Source organism: Paraburkholderia sabiae, from assembly GCF_030412785.1.
Taxonomy (GTDB): Bacteria; Pseudomonadota; Gammaproteobacteria; order Burkholderiales; family Burkholderiaceae; genus Paraburkholderia; species Paraburkholderia sabiae.
This window is the reverse complement of the sequence record NZ_CP125295.1, coordinates 6251204-6264420: the sequence shown is the minus strand read 5'-3', so window position 1 is coordinate 6264420 and position 13217 is coordinate 6251204. Positions and strand designations below refer to the sequence as shown.

Here is a 13217-nt window from a genome sequence, read left to right as displayed (position 1 = left end):
ACCGTGGCTAAATTGGCACTGATCGAACGTGAAAAGAAGCGTGCGCGCCTGGCTGCCAAGTTCGCACCGAAGCGTGCTGAGCTGAAGGCAATCATCGACGACCAAAGCAAGTCGGAAGAAGAGCGTTATGCAGCTCGCCTCGAGTTGCAGCAACTGCCGCGCAATTCGAACCCGACCCGTAAGCGCAACCGTTGCGCGATCACCGGTCGCCCGCGTGGCACGTTCCGTAAATTCGGGCTGGCTCGTAACAAGATTCGTGAAATCGCGTTCCGCGGCGAGATCCCTGGCCTGACCAAGGCGAGCTGGTAATAGGAGAAACATAAATGAGCATGAGTGATCCTATCGCCGATATGCTGACTCGCATCCGCAACGCGCAGATGGTTGAGAAGGTTTCGGTGACGATGCCCTCGTCGAAAGTCAAGGTTGCGATCGCGCAAGTCCTGAAGGATGAAGGCTATATCGACGATTTCGCAGTGAAGGCTGAAGGTGCGAAGTCGGAATTGAACATCGCGTTGAAGTACTACGCTGGCCGTCCGGTTATCGAGCGCCTCGAGCGCGTTTCGAAGCCCGGTCTGCGCGTGTACCGCGGCCGCAACGACATCCCGCAGGTCATGAATGGCCTGGGCGTTGCGATCGTTTCAACGCCGAAGGGTGTGATGACCGACCGTAAGGCGCGCGCTACTGGCGTCGGCGGCGAAGTCATCTGCTACGTCGCTTAAAGCCGAAGGGAGAAGAAACATGTCTCGAGTAGGTAAAAGCCCGATCGCGCTGCAAGGCGCAGAAGTGGCCCTGAGCGACGAGCGCATTACCGTCAAGGGCCCGCTGGGTTCGATTTCGCAGAACGCGAATCGCCTGGTGAAGGTGGTGAACGACAACGGCACGCTGAAGTTCGAGCCGGTTGACGAGAGCCGCGAAGCAAATGCGATGTCGGGCACGATGCGCGCGCTGGTCGCGAACATGGTGCACGGCGTGACGAAGGGTTTCGAGCGCAAGCTGACGCTGGTTGGCGTTGGTTATCGTGCGCAAGCGCAAGGCGACAAGCTGAACCTGTCGTTGGGTTTCTCGCACCCCGTGGTGCACCAGATGCCGGAAGGCGTCAAGGCTGAAACCCCGTCGCAAACCGAAATCGTGATCAAGGGGATCGACAAGCAGAAAGTTGGCCAGGTCGCTGCAGAAGTGCGCGGCTATCGTCCGCCGGAGCCCTATAAGGGCAAGGGCGTGCGCTATGCCAACGAGGTTGTGATCCTCAAAGAAACGAAGAAGAAGTAAGGGTGCGCAATCATGGATAAGACTCAATCTCGCCTGCGCCGCGCTCGTCAGACGCGGATCAAGATCGCTGAGCTGCAAGTCGCGCGTCTGGCCGTGCATCGCACGAACACGCACATCTATGCGCAAGTGTTCTCGCCGTGCGGCACTAAGGTGCTCGCAAGCGCATCGACGCTCGAAGCCGAAGTGCGTGCGCAACTGGCTGACCAGTCGGGCAAGGGCGGCAACGTCGCCGCTGCAACCCTGATCGGCAAGCGCATCGCAGAAAAGGCTAAGGCTGCCGGCATCGAATCCGTCGCCTTTGACCGCTCGGGTTTCCGCTACCACGGCCGCGTGAAGGCGCTGGCTGATGCGGCGCGCGAAGCCGGGCTCAAGTTCTAAGGAAGGAATTCGTCATGGCAAAGATGCAAGCGAAAGTTCAGGCTGACGAACGCGACGACGGCCTTCGCGAAAAGATGATTTCGGTCAACCGCGTGACCAAGGTCGTGAAGGGTGGCCGGATTCTCGGCTTCGCCGCACTGACCGTGGTTGGCGACGGTGATGGCCGCGTCGGCATGGGCAAGGGCAAGGCCAAGGAAGTTCCGGTCGCTGTTCAGAAGGCAATGGAACAGGCCCGCCGCAACATGTTCAAGGTGCCGCTCAAGAACGGTACGTTGCAGCACGAAGTGCACGGTAAGCACGGCGCATCGACGGTCCTCCTCGCTCCGGCGAAGGACGGTACCGGCGTGATCGCTGGCGGCCCGATGCGCGCAGTGTTCGACGTGATGGGCGTGCAAAACGTCGTGGCCAAGAGCCACGGTTCGACGAACCCGTACAACCTCGTTCGTGCGACGCTGGACGGTCTGCGCAAGCAGTCGACGCCGGCTGACATCGCGGCGAAGCGTGGTAAGTCCGTCGAAGACATTCTGGGCTAAGGTGGTCACCATGTCTGAAAAAACTGTCAAGGTTCAGCTCGTCAAGAGCCTGATTGGGACCCGCGAATCGCACCGCGCTACGGTGCGCGGTCTTGGCCTGCGTCGCCTGAACTCGGTTAGCGAGCTGCAGGACACGCCGGCTGTGCGCGGCATGATCAACAAGGTCTCGTACCTCGTTAAGGTCATCGGCTAAGCGGCCGTTCGGGCACTCAAGGAGTTGATAATGGAATTGAATAACCTGAAGCCGGCTGAAGGCGCGAAGCACGCAAAGCGTCGCGTGGGTCGCGGCATCGGCTCCGGCCTCGGCAAGACCGCTGGCCGTGGTCACAAGGGTCAGAAATCGCGTTCGGGTGGCTTCCACAAGGTCGGCTTCGAAGGCGGTCAGATGCCTCTGCAACGCCGTCTGCCGAAGCGTGGCTTTACGTCGCTGACGAAGGAATTCGTCGGTGAAGTGCGCCTCGGCGACCTGGAAAAGCTGCCGGTCGACGAAATCGATCTGCTGGCACTGAAGCAAGCCGGTCTGATCGGCGAGATGATGACCAGCGCCAAGATCATCGCGACGGGCGAGCTGAAGCGCAAGGTCGTTGTGAAGGGTCTGGGTGCGACGAAGGGCGCGCGCGCTGCGATCGAAGCAGCGGGCGGTTCTTTCGCCGAGTAACGTGCAAGTCGATTGCCGTCACTAGCATTTGCATCGGAGAAGGTACTTGGCTAACAGCCCGAGTCTCGCAAAACCCGGTCGAAGCGCGGCGAAGTTTGGCGATCTGCGTCGGCGGGCAGTATTCCTGCTGCTGGCGCTGGTCGTCTACCGTGTTGGCGCGCATATTCCGGTGCCGGGTATCGACCCGGACCAACTGGCAAAGTTGTTCCAAAGCCAGTCGGGCGGCATCCTTGGCATGTTCAACATGTTCTCGGGTGGCGCACTTTCGCGGTTCACGATTTTCGCGCTGGGGATCATGCCGTACATCTCGGCGTCGATCATCATGCAGTTGCTGGCGATCGTCTCGCCGCAGCTGGAAGCGCTGAAGAAGGAAGGGCAGGCAGGACAGCGGAAGATCACGCAGTACACGCGTGTCTTCACGGTGGTTCTGGCGACGTTCCAGGCTTTCGGTATCGCTGTTGCGCTGGAAAACCAGCCGGCATTGGTGATCGATCCTGGCATGGTCTTCCGGCTGACGACGGTTGTGACGCTCGTGACCGGCACGATGTTCCTGATGTGGCTCGGTGAGCAGATCACGGAACGCGGTCTGGGTAACGGCATTTCGATCATCATTTTCGGCGGTATCGCGGCGGGTTTCCCGAACGCGATTGGTGGTCTCTTTGAACTGGTTCGCACCGGCTCGATGAGCATCATCTCGGCGATCATCGTGGTCGCGCTGATTGCTGCGGTAACGTATCTGGTGGTGTTCATCGAACGCGGCCAGCGCAAGATCCTTGTGAACTACGCAAAGCGGCAGGTTGGCAACAAGATTTACGGTGGACAGTCGTCGCATCTGCCGTTGAAGCTGAACATGTCGGGCGTGATTCCGCCGATCTTCGCATCGTCGATCATCCTGTTCCCGGCAACCATCCTGAACTGGTTTAGTTCTGGATCGCGGACTGGCTGGTTCGCGGACACGTTGCACAATGTGGCCGAAGCGCTTAAGCCCGGTCAGCCGGTGTACGTGTTGCTGTATGCGTTGGCGATCGTGTTCTTCTGCTTCTTCTACACCGCGCTGGTGTTCAACAGCAGAGAGACGGCCGACAACCTGAAGAAAAGTGGTGCATTCGTCCCGGGTATCCGTCCGGGTGACCAGACGGCACGCTATATCGACCGCATCCTGACGCGTCTTACGTTGGCCGGTGCGATCTACATCGTGTTCGTTTGCTTGCTGCCCGAGTTTTTGGTGCTGCGCTGGAATGTGCCGTTTTATTTTGGTGGAACGTCGCTGCTGATCATTGTCGTCGTCACAATGGATTTCATGGCGCAGGTGCAGTCGTACGTTATGTCGCAACAGTATGAGTCGCTGCTGAAGAAGGCAAACTTCAAGGGCGGCGGCGTCCCGATGCGTTGAAAGGACTTATGGCCAAAGACGATGTAATCCAGATGCAGGGCGAGGTTATCGAAAACCTCCCCAATGCTACCTTCCGGGTGAAGCTGGAAAACGGCCATGTCGTATTGGGGCATATCTCCGGCAAGATGCGGATGCACTACATCCGTATCCTTCCGGGCGACAAGGTGACGGTTGAATTGACGCCTTACGATCTGTCGCGTGCGCGGATCGTGTTCCGGGCGAAGTGATTTAGAAAAAGGGTAATATCATGAAAGTGATGGCATCGGTTAAGCGCATTTGCCGCAATTGCAAGATCATCAAGCGCAAGGGCGTCGTTCGCGTGATTTGCAGCTCTGATCCGCGCCACAAGCAGCGTCAAGGCTGAACGCCGCGCTTTTGTTTGCGCTTTTTGTTTGAGGAAAAACAATGGCTCGTATCGCAGGGGTTAACATCCCGAATCACCAGCATACCGAAATCGGCCTGACGGCTATTTACGGTGTTGGCCGCACGCGTTCGCGCGACATTTGCGTCGCAGCTGGTGTGGCATTTTCGAAGAAGGTTAAGGACCTGACCGACGCAGACCTCGAAAAGCTGCGTGAAGAAGTCGGCAAGTTCATCGTTGAAGGCGATCTGCGCCGTGAAACGACGATGAACATCAAGCGCCTGATGGACCTCGGTTGCTATCGTGGCGTGCGCCATCGCAAGGGCCTGCCCCTGCGTGGCCAGCGTACCCGTACGAATGCTCGTACGCGCAAGGGTCCGCGTCGTGCAGCACAATCGCTGAAGAAGTAAGCGAGACTGACAGTTACAGGAAAACGTAATGGCTAAGGCTTCGAACAACTCCGCGGCGCAACGCGTTCGCAAGAAGGTCAAGAAGAACGTCGCCGAGGGCGTGGTTCACGTTCACGCGTCGTTCAACAACACCATCATCACGATCACCGACCGTCAAGGCAATGCATTGGCCTGGGCAACGTCGGGTGGCCAGGGCTTCAAGGGTTCGCGTAAGTCGACCCCGTTTGCAGCTCAGGTCGCAGCCGAATCGGCTGGCCGCGTGGCGATGGAATACGGCGTGAAGAACCTCGAAGTGCGGATCAAGGGCCCCGGTCCTGGCCGCGAGTCCGCGGTGCGCGCGCTGCATGGTCTTGGCATCAAGATCACCGCGATCTCCGACGTGACGCCGGTTCCGCACAACGGCTGCCGTCCGCCGAAGCGTCGTCGTATCTAAGACGCTTGCTCCGCATGCGCCTGTTGCCGCTAAAGGCGGTAGCAGGCTGCTTGCGTTATTGAATTAACTAAGCCCACCGTTCGACCCAAAGGGCTCGGACTAGCGTGAATGAAAGTTCACGTGATTAATCATAGAAGGAATGCAAAGTGGCACGCTATATCGGCCCTAAAGCCAAGCTGTCTCGCCGTGAAGGCACCGATCTCTTCCTGAAGAGCGCACGTCGTTCGCTCGCTGACAAGTGCAAGCTTGACAGCAAGCCGGGTCAACATGGCCGCACGTCGGGCGCTCGTACGTCCGATTACGGCACGCAGCTGCGCGAAAAGCAAAAAGTGAAGCGCATCTACGGCGTGCTCGAGCGCCAATTCCGCCGTTACTTCGCTGAAGCCGACCGTCGCAAGGGCAACACGGGTGAAAACCTGCTGAAGCTGCTCGAGTCGCGTCTGGACAACGTCGTGTATCGCATGGGCTTCGGCTCGACGCGCGCTGAAGCGCGTCAGCTCGTGAGCCACAAGGCAATCACGGTGAACGGCGTCGTCGCGAACATCCCGTCGCTGCAAGTGAAGGCAGGCGATGTGGTCGCGGTGCGCGAGCAGTCGAAGAAGCAGGCGCGTATCCTGGAAGCCCTGTCGCTGGCTGAACAAGGTGGCATGCCGAGCTGGGTTGCTGTCGATTCGAAGAAGTTCGAAGGCACGTTCAAGGGTATGCCGGAACGCAGCGACATCGCTGGCGACATCAACGAAAGCCTGATCGTCGAATTGTATTCGCGCTAATCGGATTAACGGCCGAGGTTCCCTGATTGCGTTAGGCAAGGGAGCACCTCGGCTGTTTATTTTCAGGTTGTTACCGGTCAGCCTTATCGGTGTAACGAGCCGAGGGTATTGAAAAGGAAAACCTATGCAAACCAGTTTGTTGAAACCCAAGATCATCGCAGTTGAATCGCTTGGCGAAAGCCACGCGAAAGTGGTCATGGAACCGTTTGAACGCGGTTATGGCCACACCTTGGGTAACGCGCTTCGGCGCGTGCTGCTGTCGTCGATGGTGGGCTATGCGCCGACCGAAGTGACGATCGCAGGCGTCGTGCACGAATACTCGACGCTCGATGGTGTGCAAGAGGACGTGGTCAACCTGTTGTTGAACCTGAAGGGCGTGGTGTTCAAGCTGCATAACCGTGATGAAGTGACGGTTACGCTGCGCAAGGAAGGCGAAGGCGTCGTTACGGCCGGCGACATCGAACTCGCGCACGATTGCGAAGTGATCAACCCGGATCACGTGATCGCGCATCTGTCGAAGGGCGGCAAGCTCGACGTGCAGATCAAGGTCGAAAAGGGCCGTGGCTATGTGCCGGGCAACGTGCGTCGTTACGGCGAAGAGTCGGCCAAGATCATCGGTCGTATCGTGCTGGACGCGTCGTTCTCGCCGGTTCGCCGTGTGAGCTACGCAGTTGAAAGCGCGCGCGTCGAACAGCGTACCGACCTCGACAAGCTCGTGATGAACATCGAAACCAATGGCGTGATTTCGCCGGAAGAAGCGATCCGTCAATCGGCGCGTATTCTGGTCGATCAGCTGTCGGTGTTCGCGGCGCTGGAAGGCACGGAAGCAGCGGCAGAAGCACCGTCGCGCGCTCCGCAGATCGACCCGATCCTGCTGCGTCCGGTCGATGATCTCGAACTGACGGTTCGTTCGGCGAACTGCCTGAAGGCCGAGAACATCTATTACATCGGCGACCTGATCCAGCGCACGGAAAACGAGCTGCTGAAGACGCCGAACCTGGGCCGCAAGTCGCTGAACGAGATCAAGGAAGTGCTCGCTTCGCGCGGTCTGACGCTCGGGATGAAGCTCGAAAACTGGCCGCCGGCTGGTCTCGACAAGTAATACGCGTCGAACAGAAGTCGTACCGCAAGTGGTCAAGACGCGGATTTTCCTTTAAAATCCGCGTCTTGCCTTTTTCACTACCGGCCTGTGCTTTCGGACTCACAGAAAGCGATAGAAGAGCTGGACCAAAACTTTGATTCAAGGAAATTGAAATGCGTCACCGTCATGGTCTGCGGAAACTGAACCGCACGAGCAGCCACCGTCTGGCAATGCTCCGTAATATGTCCAACTCGCTGATCGAGCACGAAGTCATCAAGACGACGCTGCCGAAGGCGAAGGAACTCCGTAAAGTCGTCGAGCCGCTGATCACGCTCGGCAAGAAGCCGTCGCTGGCAAATCGCCGTCTGGCATTCAACCGCCTGCGCGATCGTGACTCGGTCACGAAGCTGTTCGACGTGCTGGGCCCGCGCTTTGCAAACCGTCCGGGTGGCTATCTGCGCATCCTGAAGTTCGGTTTCCGCGTCGGCGACAACGCACCGATGGCACTGGTCGAACTGCTCGACCGTCCGGAAGTCGAGGAAGTCGAAAACGTTGCAGAAGCTGAATAAGCGTTCTGACAACAGCTAAAAAGCCAGGCGAAAGCCTGGCTTTTTTGTTTTCAGAGTGCGTTTTTCCTATGCCGTTCGACGCGCGAGCGAGGTGCCGGGACAAGGTGATACGATACCGTCACCCTGTTTTGGAATGCGTTGGAGCGGTCGGTGAACGTGAATGTTAGCTTGGTGTTGACGACCGTGCCGGACCTCGCGACGGCGCAGAAATTAGCTCAGGACGCGCTTTCAGCACGTCTTGCTGCCTGTGTGACGCAGCTCGGCAGCGTTCAATCGAGCTACCACTGGCAGGGCAAGATCGAATCGGCGGAAGAGATCCAGTTGATGTTCAAGACGAGCGTCGCGCGAGCGCTCGAACTCGAACGATTCATCCAGGCTCAGCATCCGTACGACACGCCCGAAATCCTTTCCTGGCAAGTCACCGCATCGGCCGCGTATGGCCAATGGGTGAACACCGAAACGCAACGCCCGATCCATGTTTAACGGTTTGTCCCGTCACTGGCGCGATCTCTCGCGCGTTCTCACCCTTATCGTCGGCATTTTGCTCCTGTCGTTGACTTCGGTCGGCGCTGTCCGCGCTGACGACTTCCTCGATCCCGCTGATGCGTTCAAATTCAGCGCGTCGGAGCAGCCGGGCGAGGTGCTGGTTCACTACAAGATCGCCGATGGTTATTACATGTATCGCGAGCGCTTCGCTTTTGCGACGCGCAACGGTACGGCCACGATCGGTGGGGCGCAATTGCCTGCGGGGCACGTGAAGTTCGATCAGACCTTCAATAAGAACGTCGAAACGTATCGTGGAGAACTGACCGTTCGCGTGCCCGTAAGCCAGGCGAACGGTCCGTTCGATCTCGCAGTGACGTCGCAAGGCTGCGCAGACGCAGGCATCTGCTATCCGCCAATGGAGCGGGTCTATCACGTTACGGGGGCCGCGCTGCATGCCGCCGTCGCCGGCACCGCGCAGAAGCCTGAGACACAGGAAGCGCCAGACGGCGCGTCGTGGTACGAGCGTGCAACAAGTGCCGACTACGCGCAATCGTTGCTTCAAGGCGGCGGCTTCTTCGCGATCGTAGGTCTCTATTTCGTCGCCGGCGTCGTGCTGAGCCTGTTGCCATGTTCGTATCCGATGATTCCGATTCTGTCGGCAATCATCATCGGCGAAGGGCCACGTGTCACGCGGGCGCGCGGTTTTTCGCTCTCGCTGGCTTATGTGGTCGGGATGGCGCTCGTGTACACGGTGCTCGGCATCGCGGCCGCGCTGGTTGGCCAGAGCCTCGGTGCCTGGCTTCAGAACCCATGGGTGTTGGGTGCATTTGCGGTTCTACTCACGCTGTTTGCGCTGACGCTGATCGCTGGCGTGGATATCGTGTTGCCCCAGCGCTGGCAGAGCGGCGTGTCGAAGGCTTCGGAGAGCCGGTCGGGCGGCAAGTTCGCCGCTGTCGCGGTGATGGGCGCGCTATCGGCGCTGGTGGTCGGTGCGTGCATGACGGCACCTCTCTTTGCGGTACTTGCCTTCATCGCGCACACAGGAAACGCGGTGTTAGGCGGCGCGGCCCTGTTTTCCATGGGCATCGGCCTCGGCGTGCCCTTGTTGATCATCGGGCTCGGCGCGGGTACGTTGCTGCCGCGCGCCGGGGCCTGGATGGACGGCGTGAAGATTTTCTTCGGCGTGATCCTGCTCGCGGCGGCACTGTGGATCGTCTGGCCAGTGTTGGCACCGATCCCGCAAATGTTGCTGGCAGCGTTGTGGCTGTTGATCGCGGCGGCCGCTCTGGGACTGTTTTCTCCTCATGCGGGCGCAGGCTCGATCTGGCGCGGACTGGGGCGCGGCGTCGGCGCCGCATTGGCGATCTGGGCCGCGACCTTGCTGGTCGGTCTGGCTGCGGGTTCGACGGATCCGCTGAAGCCGCTCGCGGTGCTCGCCGGTCATTCGTCGAACGGGGCCTCCGAGCAGGCCCAGCAGAGCGATCTCTCGTTTGCCCCGGTGCGCTCATCAGGTCAACTCGATGAAGCCGTCAAAACGGCTGCACAGCCCGCTATGCTCGATTTTTACGCAGACTGGTGCGTCAGCTGCAAGGAAATGGAGAAGTTCACGTTCAGTGACCCGCGCGTGCAGGCGAGGTTGAAGCAGATGAACCTGCTGCGGGCGGATGTCACCGCGAACAATACCGACGATCAGGTGCTTCTCAAACGCTTCAACCTGTTCGGGCCGCCCGGAATAATCTTTTTCGATCGCGGTGGGAAAGAGGTGCTGCGCGTCGTCGGGTATGAGTCGGCGGATACATTTCTGAAGAGTCTCGACCGGGCGATGCCCGGGCCTCAGACCTGAGTCCACGACCAACTGGCATCCAGACGCAGCCAAGCCCAGGAATGAAAAAGCGGAGGCCGCCGCAAGGCAACCTCCGCTTCTCGTCATAACCACGACACGGCCGCGTCTCGATCCGCGGCCGAAAGCTCACTTCTGCGCCCGCAGCAAGCGCGCAGCATCCAGCGCGAAATACGTCAGCACGCCATCAGCGCCCGCGCGTTTGAACGCGAGCAGCGACTCCATCATCACTTTGTCGTGATCCAGCCAGCCGTTCTGCGCGGCAGCCTTCAGCATCGCGTACTCGCCGCTCACCTGGTACACGTACGTCGGAAAGCGGAATTCGTCCTTTACGCGCCGGACGATATCCAGATACGGCATGCCCGGCTTGACCATCACCATATCCGCGCCTTCGTCGATGTCTGCGCGCACTTCGCGCAGCGCCTCGTCCGAATTGGCGGGATCGAGCTGATACGTCATCTTGTTGCCCTTGCCGAGGTTCGCTGCGGAACCCACGGCATCGCGGAACGGGCCGTAGAACGCGGACGCGAACTTCGCCGAGTAAGCCATGATCCGTGTGTGGATGTGGCCTTCGCTCTCGAGCATCTCGCGGATCGAGCCGATCCGGCCGTCCATCATGTCGGACGGCGCGACGATGTCGACACCTGCTTGCGCTTGAGTCTGTGCCTGCTCGACGAGAATCTCGACGGTTTCGTCGTTGATCACGTAGCCATTTTCATCGAGCACGCCGTCCTGACCGTGGCTCGTGTACGGATCGAGCGCAACGTCCGTCAGCACACCCAGTTCTGGGAAATGCTTCTTCAGTTCGCGTACGGCGCGCGGAATCAGTCCGGCTTCGTTGGTCGCCTCGCGGCCATCGGGCGTCTTCAGCGACGGCTCGATCACCGGAAACAGCGACAGCACAGGCACGCCGAGTTCCACGCATTGCTCGGCGACACCCAGCAGCAGGTCGACCGATACGCGCTCGACGCCCGGCATCGACGGAACGGCCTGACGCACGTTCGTCCCTTCGATCACGAAGACGGGGTAAATCAGATCATTGGTGGTGAGAATGTTTTCGCGCATCATGCGGCGCGAGAACTCGTCCCGGCGCATGCGGCGCGGGCGGTGATGCGGATAGAAGCTCATGTGAGGATATCTGCAAAAGTCAAAAATGCTGGCGGGCCCCTGCCAGAAACTTTTCGAGACAATGGTATATCATACCGATCGAGCAAGGCGCCTAGCGCTGACCTCCCCGCTTCTCCTCCCTGAGCGGGTGCCTGTCGTTTTTCGATTAGGCTGTTTAACCCGCCGTTAACAAGCGGCGGGTTTTTTTCTGGGCGAACGAAAAGCGCCGGGAGCGTGTCGCGGCGGGCGTTTCGGCCTTACAAAGGCTTTATTCTGCAGCGGCGGGATCGACGGAATCGCCCGCCAGATCGGGCGCGATCCAGCTTTCGATCAGTTCGTGCGCCTCATCGAGGCCAATCCGCTTGAGCGCCGAAAAGAGCTGGGCGCTCAGTTCGCCCTGATAACCCGCCGCGCGATATTCATCCAACCCTTTCTTCGTTGCGCGCAGCGCGTTCACGCTCTCTTGCCGGGTCAATTTGTCGCACTTGGTGAGCAAAGTGTGAATCGGCTTGCCCGTCGGCGCGAACCACTCGATCATCCGCCGATCCAGTTCCGTGAGCGGCCGGCGCGAGTCCATCATCAGGATCATGCCGCGCAGCTGCGAACGCGTTTGCAGATAGCTCGACAGCAACTGCTCCCAATGCGCCTTGGCCGCACCGGGCACTTCGGCGTAGCCGTAGCCGGGCAGGTCGACGAGATTCGCGATGGGTTCGTCCGCCGGCCCGACCGAGAAATAGTTGATGTGCTGTGTGCGCCCAGGCGTCTTACTGGCGAATGCGAGCCGCTTCTGGTTGCAGAGGATGTTGATGGCCGTCGACTTCCCCGCGTTCGACCGCCCGGCGAAAGCGACCTCTGGCTGCGTCGAAGGCGGAAGATCGCGCAAATGATTGACGGTCGTGAAGAAGCGGGCTTGGTGGAGCAGGAAAGACGACATGAGAAGACCAGAAGGACGGGTGAATGGACGTCGAGCGGACGTCCTGCGCACATCGACGGAGATGGTGAAATGCCGTGCAAGGCGATGCAGCTCCGCCGTGAAGGCCGCGCCGTGAAGCCCGTGGAGGCCCGACTGGCGCCAGATCGATTAGCGAGTTATTGTACAATACGATGGTTTACTGAAAACCTGTGAGGCCGCCGCGCGGGCCTCGGCGACCGGGTGGTCGCTGTCGTATTTTGCAGAACCTCTAATTCCCACAAGACGAAACAGGGTGTGCGAATGAATCGACTGGGCAAGTTTCTGGTGGTGCTTCACACAGCAGCAGGTCTTTCAGGTTTGGCAGCACAGGCAAGAGCGGCAGATCAGACAAAGCCGGATTTGAATCGGGGGCAGGCAATCGCAGCGCAGGTATGCGCTTCGTGTCACGGTGCAGATGGCAACAGCGCGGGCGGCGCCTATCCCAAGCTTGCCGGGCAACATCCCGAATATCTCGTCAAGCAACTCAAGGACTTCAAGACGCAAGCCGGCGCCAAGCAGGCCGCTCGCAACAATGCGATCATGGCAGGCATGGCGGCAGCGTTGACCGATCAGGACATGGTCAACGTGGCGGCGTACTTTGCGTCACAGGCACCGAAGCCGGGTTACGCGCACAACAAGGACACGGTGCCCCTCGGGCAGAAGATTTATCGCGCGGGCGTCGCCGATAAGGGCGTGCCGGCCTGCGCGAGCTGTCACGGGCCGACGGGTCAGGGCATTCCGTCGCAGTATCCGCGCATCTCGGGGCAATGGTCGGATTACACCGTGGCACAGTTGAACGCGTTCACGCAGGGGCCGGGCGCGCGCAACAACAACGAAGCGATGCACGCCATTGCATCCCGCCTGTCGGATAGCGAGATCAAGGCTGTCGCCGATTACATCGCGGGCTTGCATTAAGAGTCCGTACGAAAGCGAAGCCGGCTGCAAGACTGTCAAGCGGCTGGCGAGAAAACAAGAAA

General features: G+C 59.7%; 20 protein-coding genes. 18 read left to right on the top strand and 2 right to left on the bottom strand.

Annotated features, from left to right (window positions below):
• The first annotated feature begins 3 nt into the window (after positions 1-3).
• The 17 genes from rpsN (at position 4) to dsbD (ending at position 10184) form a co-directional block, all read left to right on the top strand.
• Positions 4-309 carry a 30S ribosomal protein S14 gene (rpsN, locus tag QEN71_RS28200; RefSeq protein ID WP_007730586.1) on the top strand — a complete coding sequence of 102 codons (306 nt, stop codon included), beginning with the start codon at positions 4-6 and terminating at the stop codon, positions 307-309.
• A 14-nt stretch (positions 310-323) separates the two neighbouring features.
• Positions 324-719 (top strand): 30S ribosomal protein S8, encoded by a 396-nt coding sequence (rpsH, locus tag QEN71_RS28195; protein ID WP_007730595.1) that lies wholly within the window; start codon positions 324-326, stop codon positions 717-719.
• A gap of 19 nt (positions 720-738) precedes the next feature.
• Positions 739-1269 carry a 50S ribosomal protein L6 gene (rplF, locus tag QEN71_RS28190; RefSeq protein WP_028367646.1) on the top strand — a complete coding sequence of 177 codons (531 nt, stop codon included), beginning with the start codon at positions 739-741 and terminating at the stop codon, positions 1267-1269.
• A 12-nt stretch (positions 1270-1281) separates the two neighbouring features.
• The gene (gene rplR / locus QEN71_RS28185) at positions 1282-1647 is read left to right on the top strand and encodes a 50S ribosomal protein L18 (protein WP_008923336.1); all 366 of its coding nucleotides are present in this window, start codon (positions 1282-1284) and stop codon (positions 1645-1647) included.
• A gap of 14 nt (positions 1648-1661) precedes the next feature.
• Positions 1662-2180: a 30S ribosomal protein S5 gene (gene rpsE, locus QEN71_RS28180; RefSeq protein WP_007730604.1), complete on the top strand. Its 519-nt coding sequence runs from the start codon at positions 1662-1664 to the stop codon at positions 2178-2180.
• A 10-nt stretch (positions 2181-2190) separates the two neighbouring features.
• Positions 2191-2373 carry a 50S ribosomal protein L30 gene (gene rpmD / locus QEN71_RS28175; RefSeq protein WP_004202755.1) on the top strand — a complete coding sequence of 61 codons (183 nt, stop codon included), beginning with the start codon at positions 2191-2193 and terminating at the stop codon, positions 2371-2373.
• Positions 2374-2403: 30 nt separating this feature from the next.
• Positions 2404-2838, top strand: a complete 435-nt coding sequence (gene rplO / locus QEN71_RS28170; protein ID WP_028367645.1) for a 50S ribosomal protein L15 — start codon at positions 2404-2406, stop codon at positions 2836-2838.
• A 46-nt stretch (positions 2839-2884) separates the two neighbouring features.
• Positions 2885-4231, top strand: coding sequence for a preprotein translocase subunit SecY (secY, locus tag QEN71_RS28165; RefSeq protein WP_152767452.1), 1347 nt, complete (start codon positions 2885-2887; stop codon positions 4229-4231).
• Positions 4232-4239: 8 nt separating this feature from the next.
• Positions 4240-4458 carry a translation initiation factor IF-1 gene (infA, locus tag QEN71_RS28160; RefSeq protein WP_004521905.1) on the top strand — a complete coding sequence of 73 codons (219 nt, stop codon included), beginning with the start codon at positions 4240-4242 and terminating at the stop codon, positions 4456-4458.
• A 20-nt stretch (positions 4459-4478) separates the two neighbouring features.
• Positions 4479-4595 (top strand): 50S ribosomal protein L36, encoded by a 117-nt coding sequence (gene rpmJ / locus QEN71_RS28155; RefSeq protein ID WP_004199844.1) that lies wholly within the window; start codon positions 4479-4481, stop codon positions 4593-4595.
• A 41-nt stretch (positions 4596-4636) separates the two neighbouring features.
• Positions 4637-5002: a 30S ribosomal protein S13 gene (rpsM, locus tag QEN71_RS28150; RefSeq protein ID WP_013589830.1), complete on the top strand. Its 366-nt coding sequence runs from the start codon at positions 4637-4639 to the stop codon at positions 5000-5002.
• A gap of 28 nt (positions 5003-5030) precedes the next feature.
• Positions 5031-5435 (top strand): 30S ribosomal protein S11, encoded by a 405-nt coding sequence (rpsK, locus tag QEN71_RS28145; protein WP_006052224.1) that lies wholly within the window; start codon positions 5031-5033, stop codon positions 5433-5435.
• A gap of 146 nt (positions 5436-5581) precedes the next feature.
• Entirely contained in the window at positions 5582-6205 is a 624-nt protein-coding gene (gene rpsD / locus QEN71_RS28140; RefSeq protein WP_201655306.1) for a 30S ribosomal protein S4, read from the top strand.
• Between the two features lie 124 nt (positions 6206-6329).
• The gene (locus QEN71_RS28135) at positions 6330-7307 is read left to right on the top strand and encodes a DNA-directed RNA polymerase subunit alpha (protein WP_007730697.1); all 978 of its coding nucleotides are present in this window, start codon (positions 6330-6332) and stop codon (positions 7305-7307) included.
• A gap of 152 nt (positions 7308-7459) precedes the next feature.
• On the top strand, positions 7460-7855 hold the full coding sequence (gene rplQ / locus QEN71_RS28130; RefSeq protein WP_007730705.1) for a 50S ribosomal protein L17: 396 nt from the start codon (positions 7460-7462) through the stop codon (positions 7853-7855).
• A 150-nt stretch (positions 7856-8005) separates the two neighbouring features.
• Positions 8006-8338 (top strand): divalent-cation tolerance protein CutA, encoded by a 333-nt coding sequence (gene cutA, locus QEN71_RS28125; protein WP_377791460.1) that lies wholly within the window; start codon positions 8006-8008, stop codon positions 8336-8338.
• Positions 8331-10184, top strand: a complete 1854-nt coding sequence (gene dsbD / locus QEN71_RS28120; protein ID WP_201655311.1) for a protein-disulfide reductase DsbD — start codon at positions 8331-8333, stop codon at positions 10182-10184. Before cutA ends, dsbD begins: the two co-directional genes overlap by 8 nt.
• Before the next feature lie 126 nt (positions 10185-10310).
• Here dsbD and hemB read toward each other — a convergent pair whose 3' ends face one another.
• Together hemB and yihA are read right to left on the bottom strand one after the other, a co-directional pair.
• Positions 10311-11309 (bottom strand): porphobilinogen synthase, encoded by a 999-nt coding sequence (hemB, locus tag QEN71_RS28115; RefSeq protein ID WP_201655314.1) that lies wholly within the window; start codon positions 11307-11309, stop codon positions 10311-10313.
• Positions 11310-11556: 247 nt separating this feature from the next.
• Entirely contained in the window at positions 11557-12222 is a 666-nt protein-coding gene (gene yihA, locus QEN71_RS28110; protein ID WP_201655317.1) for a ribosome biogenesis GTP-binding protein YihA/YsxC, read from the bottom strand.
• Positions 12223-12501: 279 nt separating this feature from the next.
• Here yihA and QEN71_RS28105 point away from each other — a divergent pair, with 279 nt between their 5' ends.
• Complete coding sequence (locus tag QEN71_RS28105; RefSeq protein ID WP_201655320.1) at positions 12502-13155, top strand: c-type cytochrome; 654 nt, start codon at positions 12502-12504, stop codon at positions 13153-13155.
• Positions 13156-13217 lie beyond the last annotated feature (62 nt).

Excerpts from the sequence above, each read along its gene's own strand:
- rpsH (WP_007730595.1), top strand. The coding sequence starts at position 324 with ATGAGCATGAGTGATCCTATCGCCGATATGCTGACTCGCATCCGCAAC.
- rplF (WP_028367646.1), top strand. The coding sequence starts at position 739 with ATGTCTCGAGTAGGTAAAAGCCCGATCGCGCTGCAAGGCGCAGAAGTG.
- rplR (WP_008923336.1), top strand. The coding sequence starts at position 1,282 with ATGGATAAGACTCAATCTCGCCTGCGCCGCGCTCGTCAGACGCGGATC.
- rpsE (WP_007730604.1), top strand. The coding sequence starts at position 1,662 with ATGGCAAAGATGCAAGCGAAAGTTCAGGCTGACGAACGCGACGACGGC.
- rpmD (WP_004202755.1), top strand. The coding sequence starts at position 2,191 with ATGTCTGAAAAAACTGTCAAGGTTCAGCTCGTCAAGAGCCTGATTGGG.
- rplO (WP_028367645.1), top strand. The coding sequence starts at position 2,404 with ATGGAATTGAATAACCTGAAGCCGGCTGAAGGCGCGAAGCACGCAAAG.
- infA (WP_004521905.1), top strand. The coding sequence starts at position 4,240 with ATGGCCAAAGACGATGTAATCCAGATGCAGGGCGAGGTTATCGAAAAC.
- rpmJ (WP_004199844.1), top strand. The coding sequence starts at position 4,479 with ATGAAAGTGATGGCATCGGTTAAGCGCATTTGCCGCAATTGCAAGATC.
- rpsM (WP_013589830.1), top strand. The coding sequence starts at position 4,637 with ATGGCTCGTATCGCAGGGGTTAACATCCCGAATCACCAGCATACCGAA.
- rpsK (WP_006052224.1), top strand. The coding sequence starts at position 5,031 with ATGGCTAAGGCTTCGAACAACTCCGCGGCGCAACGCGTTCGCAAGAAG.
- QEN71_RS28135 (WP_007730697.1), top strand. The coding sequence starts at position 6,330 with ATGCAAACCAGTTTGTTGAAACCCAAGATCATCGCAGTTGAATCGCTT.
- rplQ (WP_007730705.1), top strand. The coding sequence starts at position 7,460 with ATGCGTCACCGTCATGGTCTGCGGAAACTGAACCGCACGAGCAGCCAC.
- dsbD (WP_201655311.1), top strand. The coding sequence starts at position 8,331 with ATGTTTAACGGTTTGTCCCGTCACTGGCGCGATCTCTCGCGCGTTCTC.
- hemB (WP_201655314.1), bottom strand. The coding sequence starts at position 11,309 with ATGAGCTTCTATCCGCATCACCGCCCGCGCCGCATGCGCCGGGACGAG.
- yihA (WP_201655317.1), bottom strand. The coding sequence starts at position 12,222 with ATGTCGTCTTTCCTGCTCCACCAAGCCCGCTTCTTCACGACCGTCAAT.
- QEN71_RS28105 (WP_201655320.1), top strand. The coding sequence starts at position 12,502 with ATGAATCGACTGGGCAAGTTTCTGGTGGTGCTTCACACAGCAGCAGGT.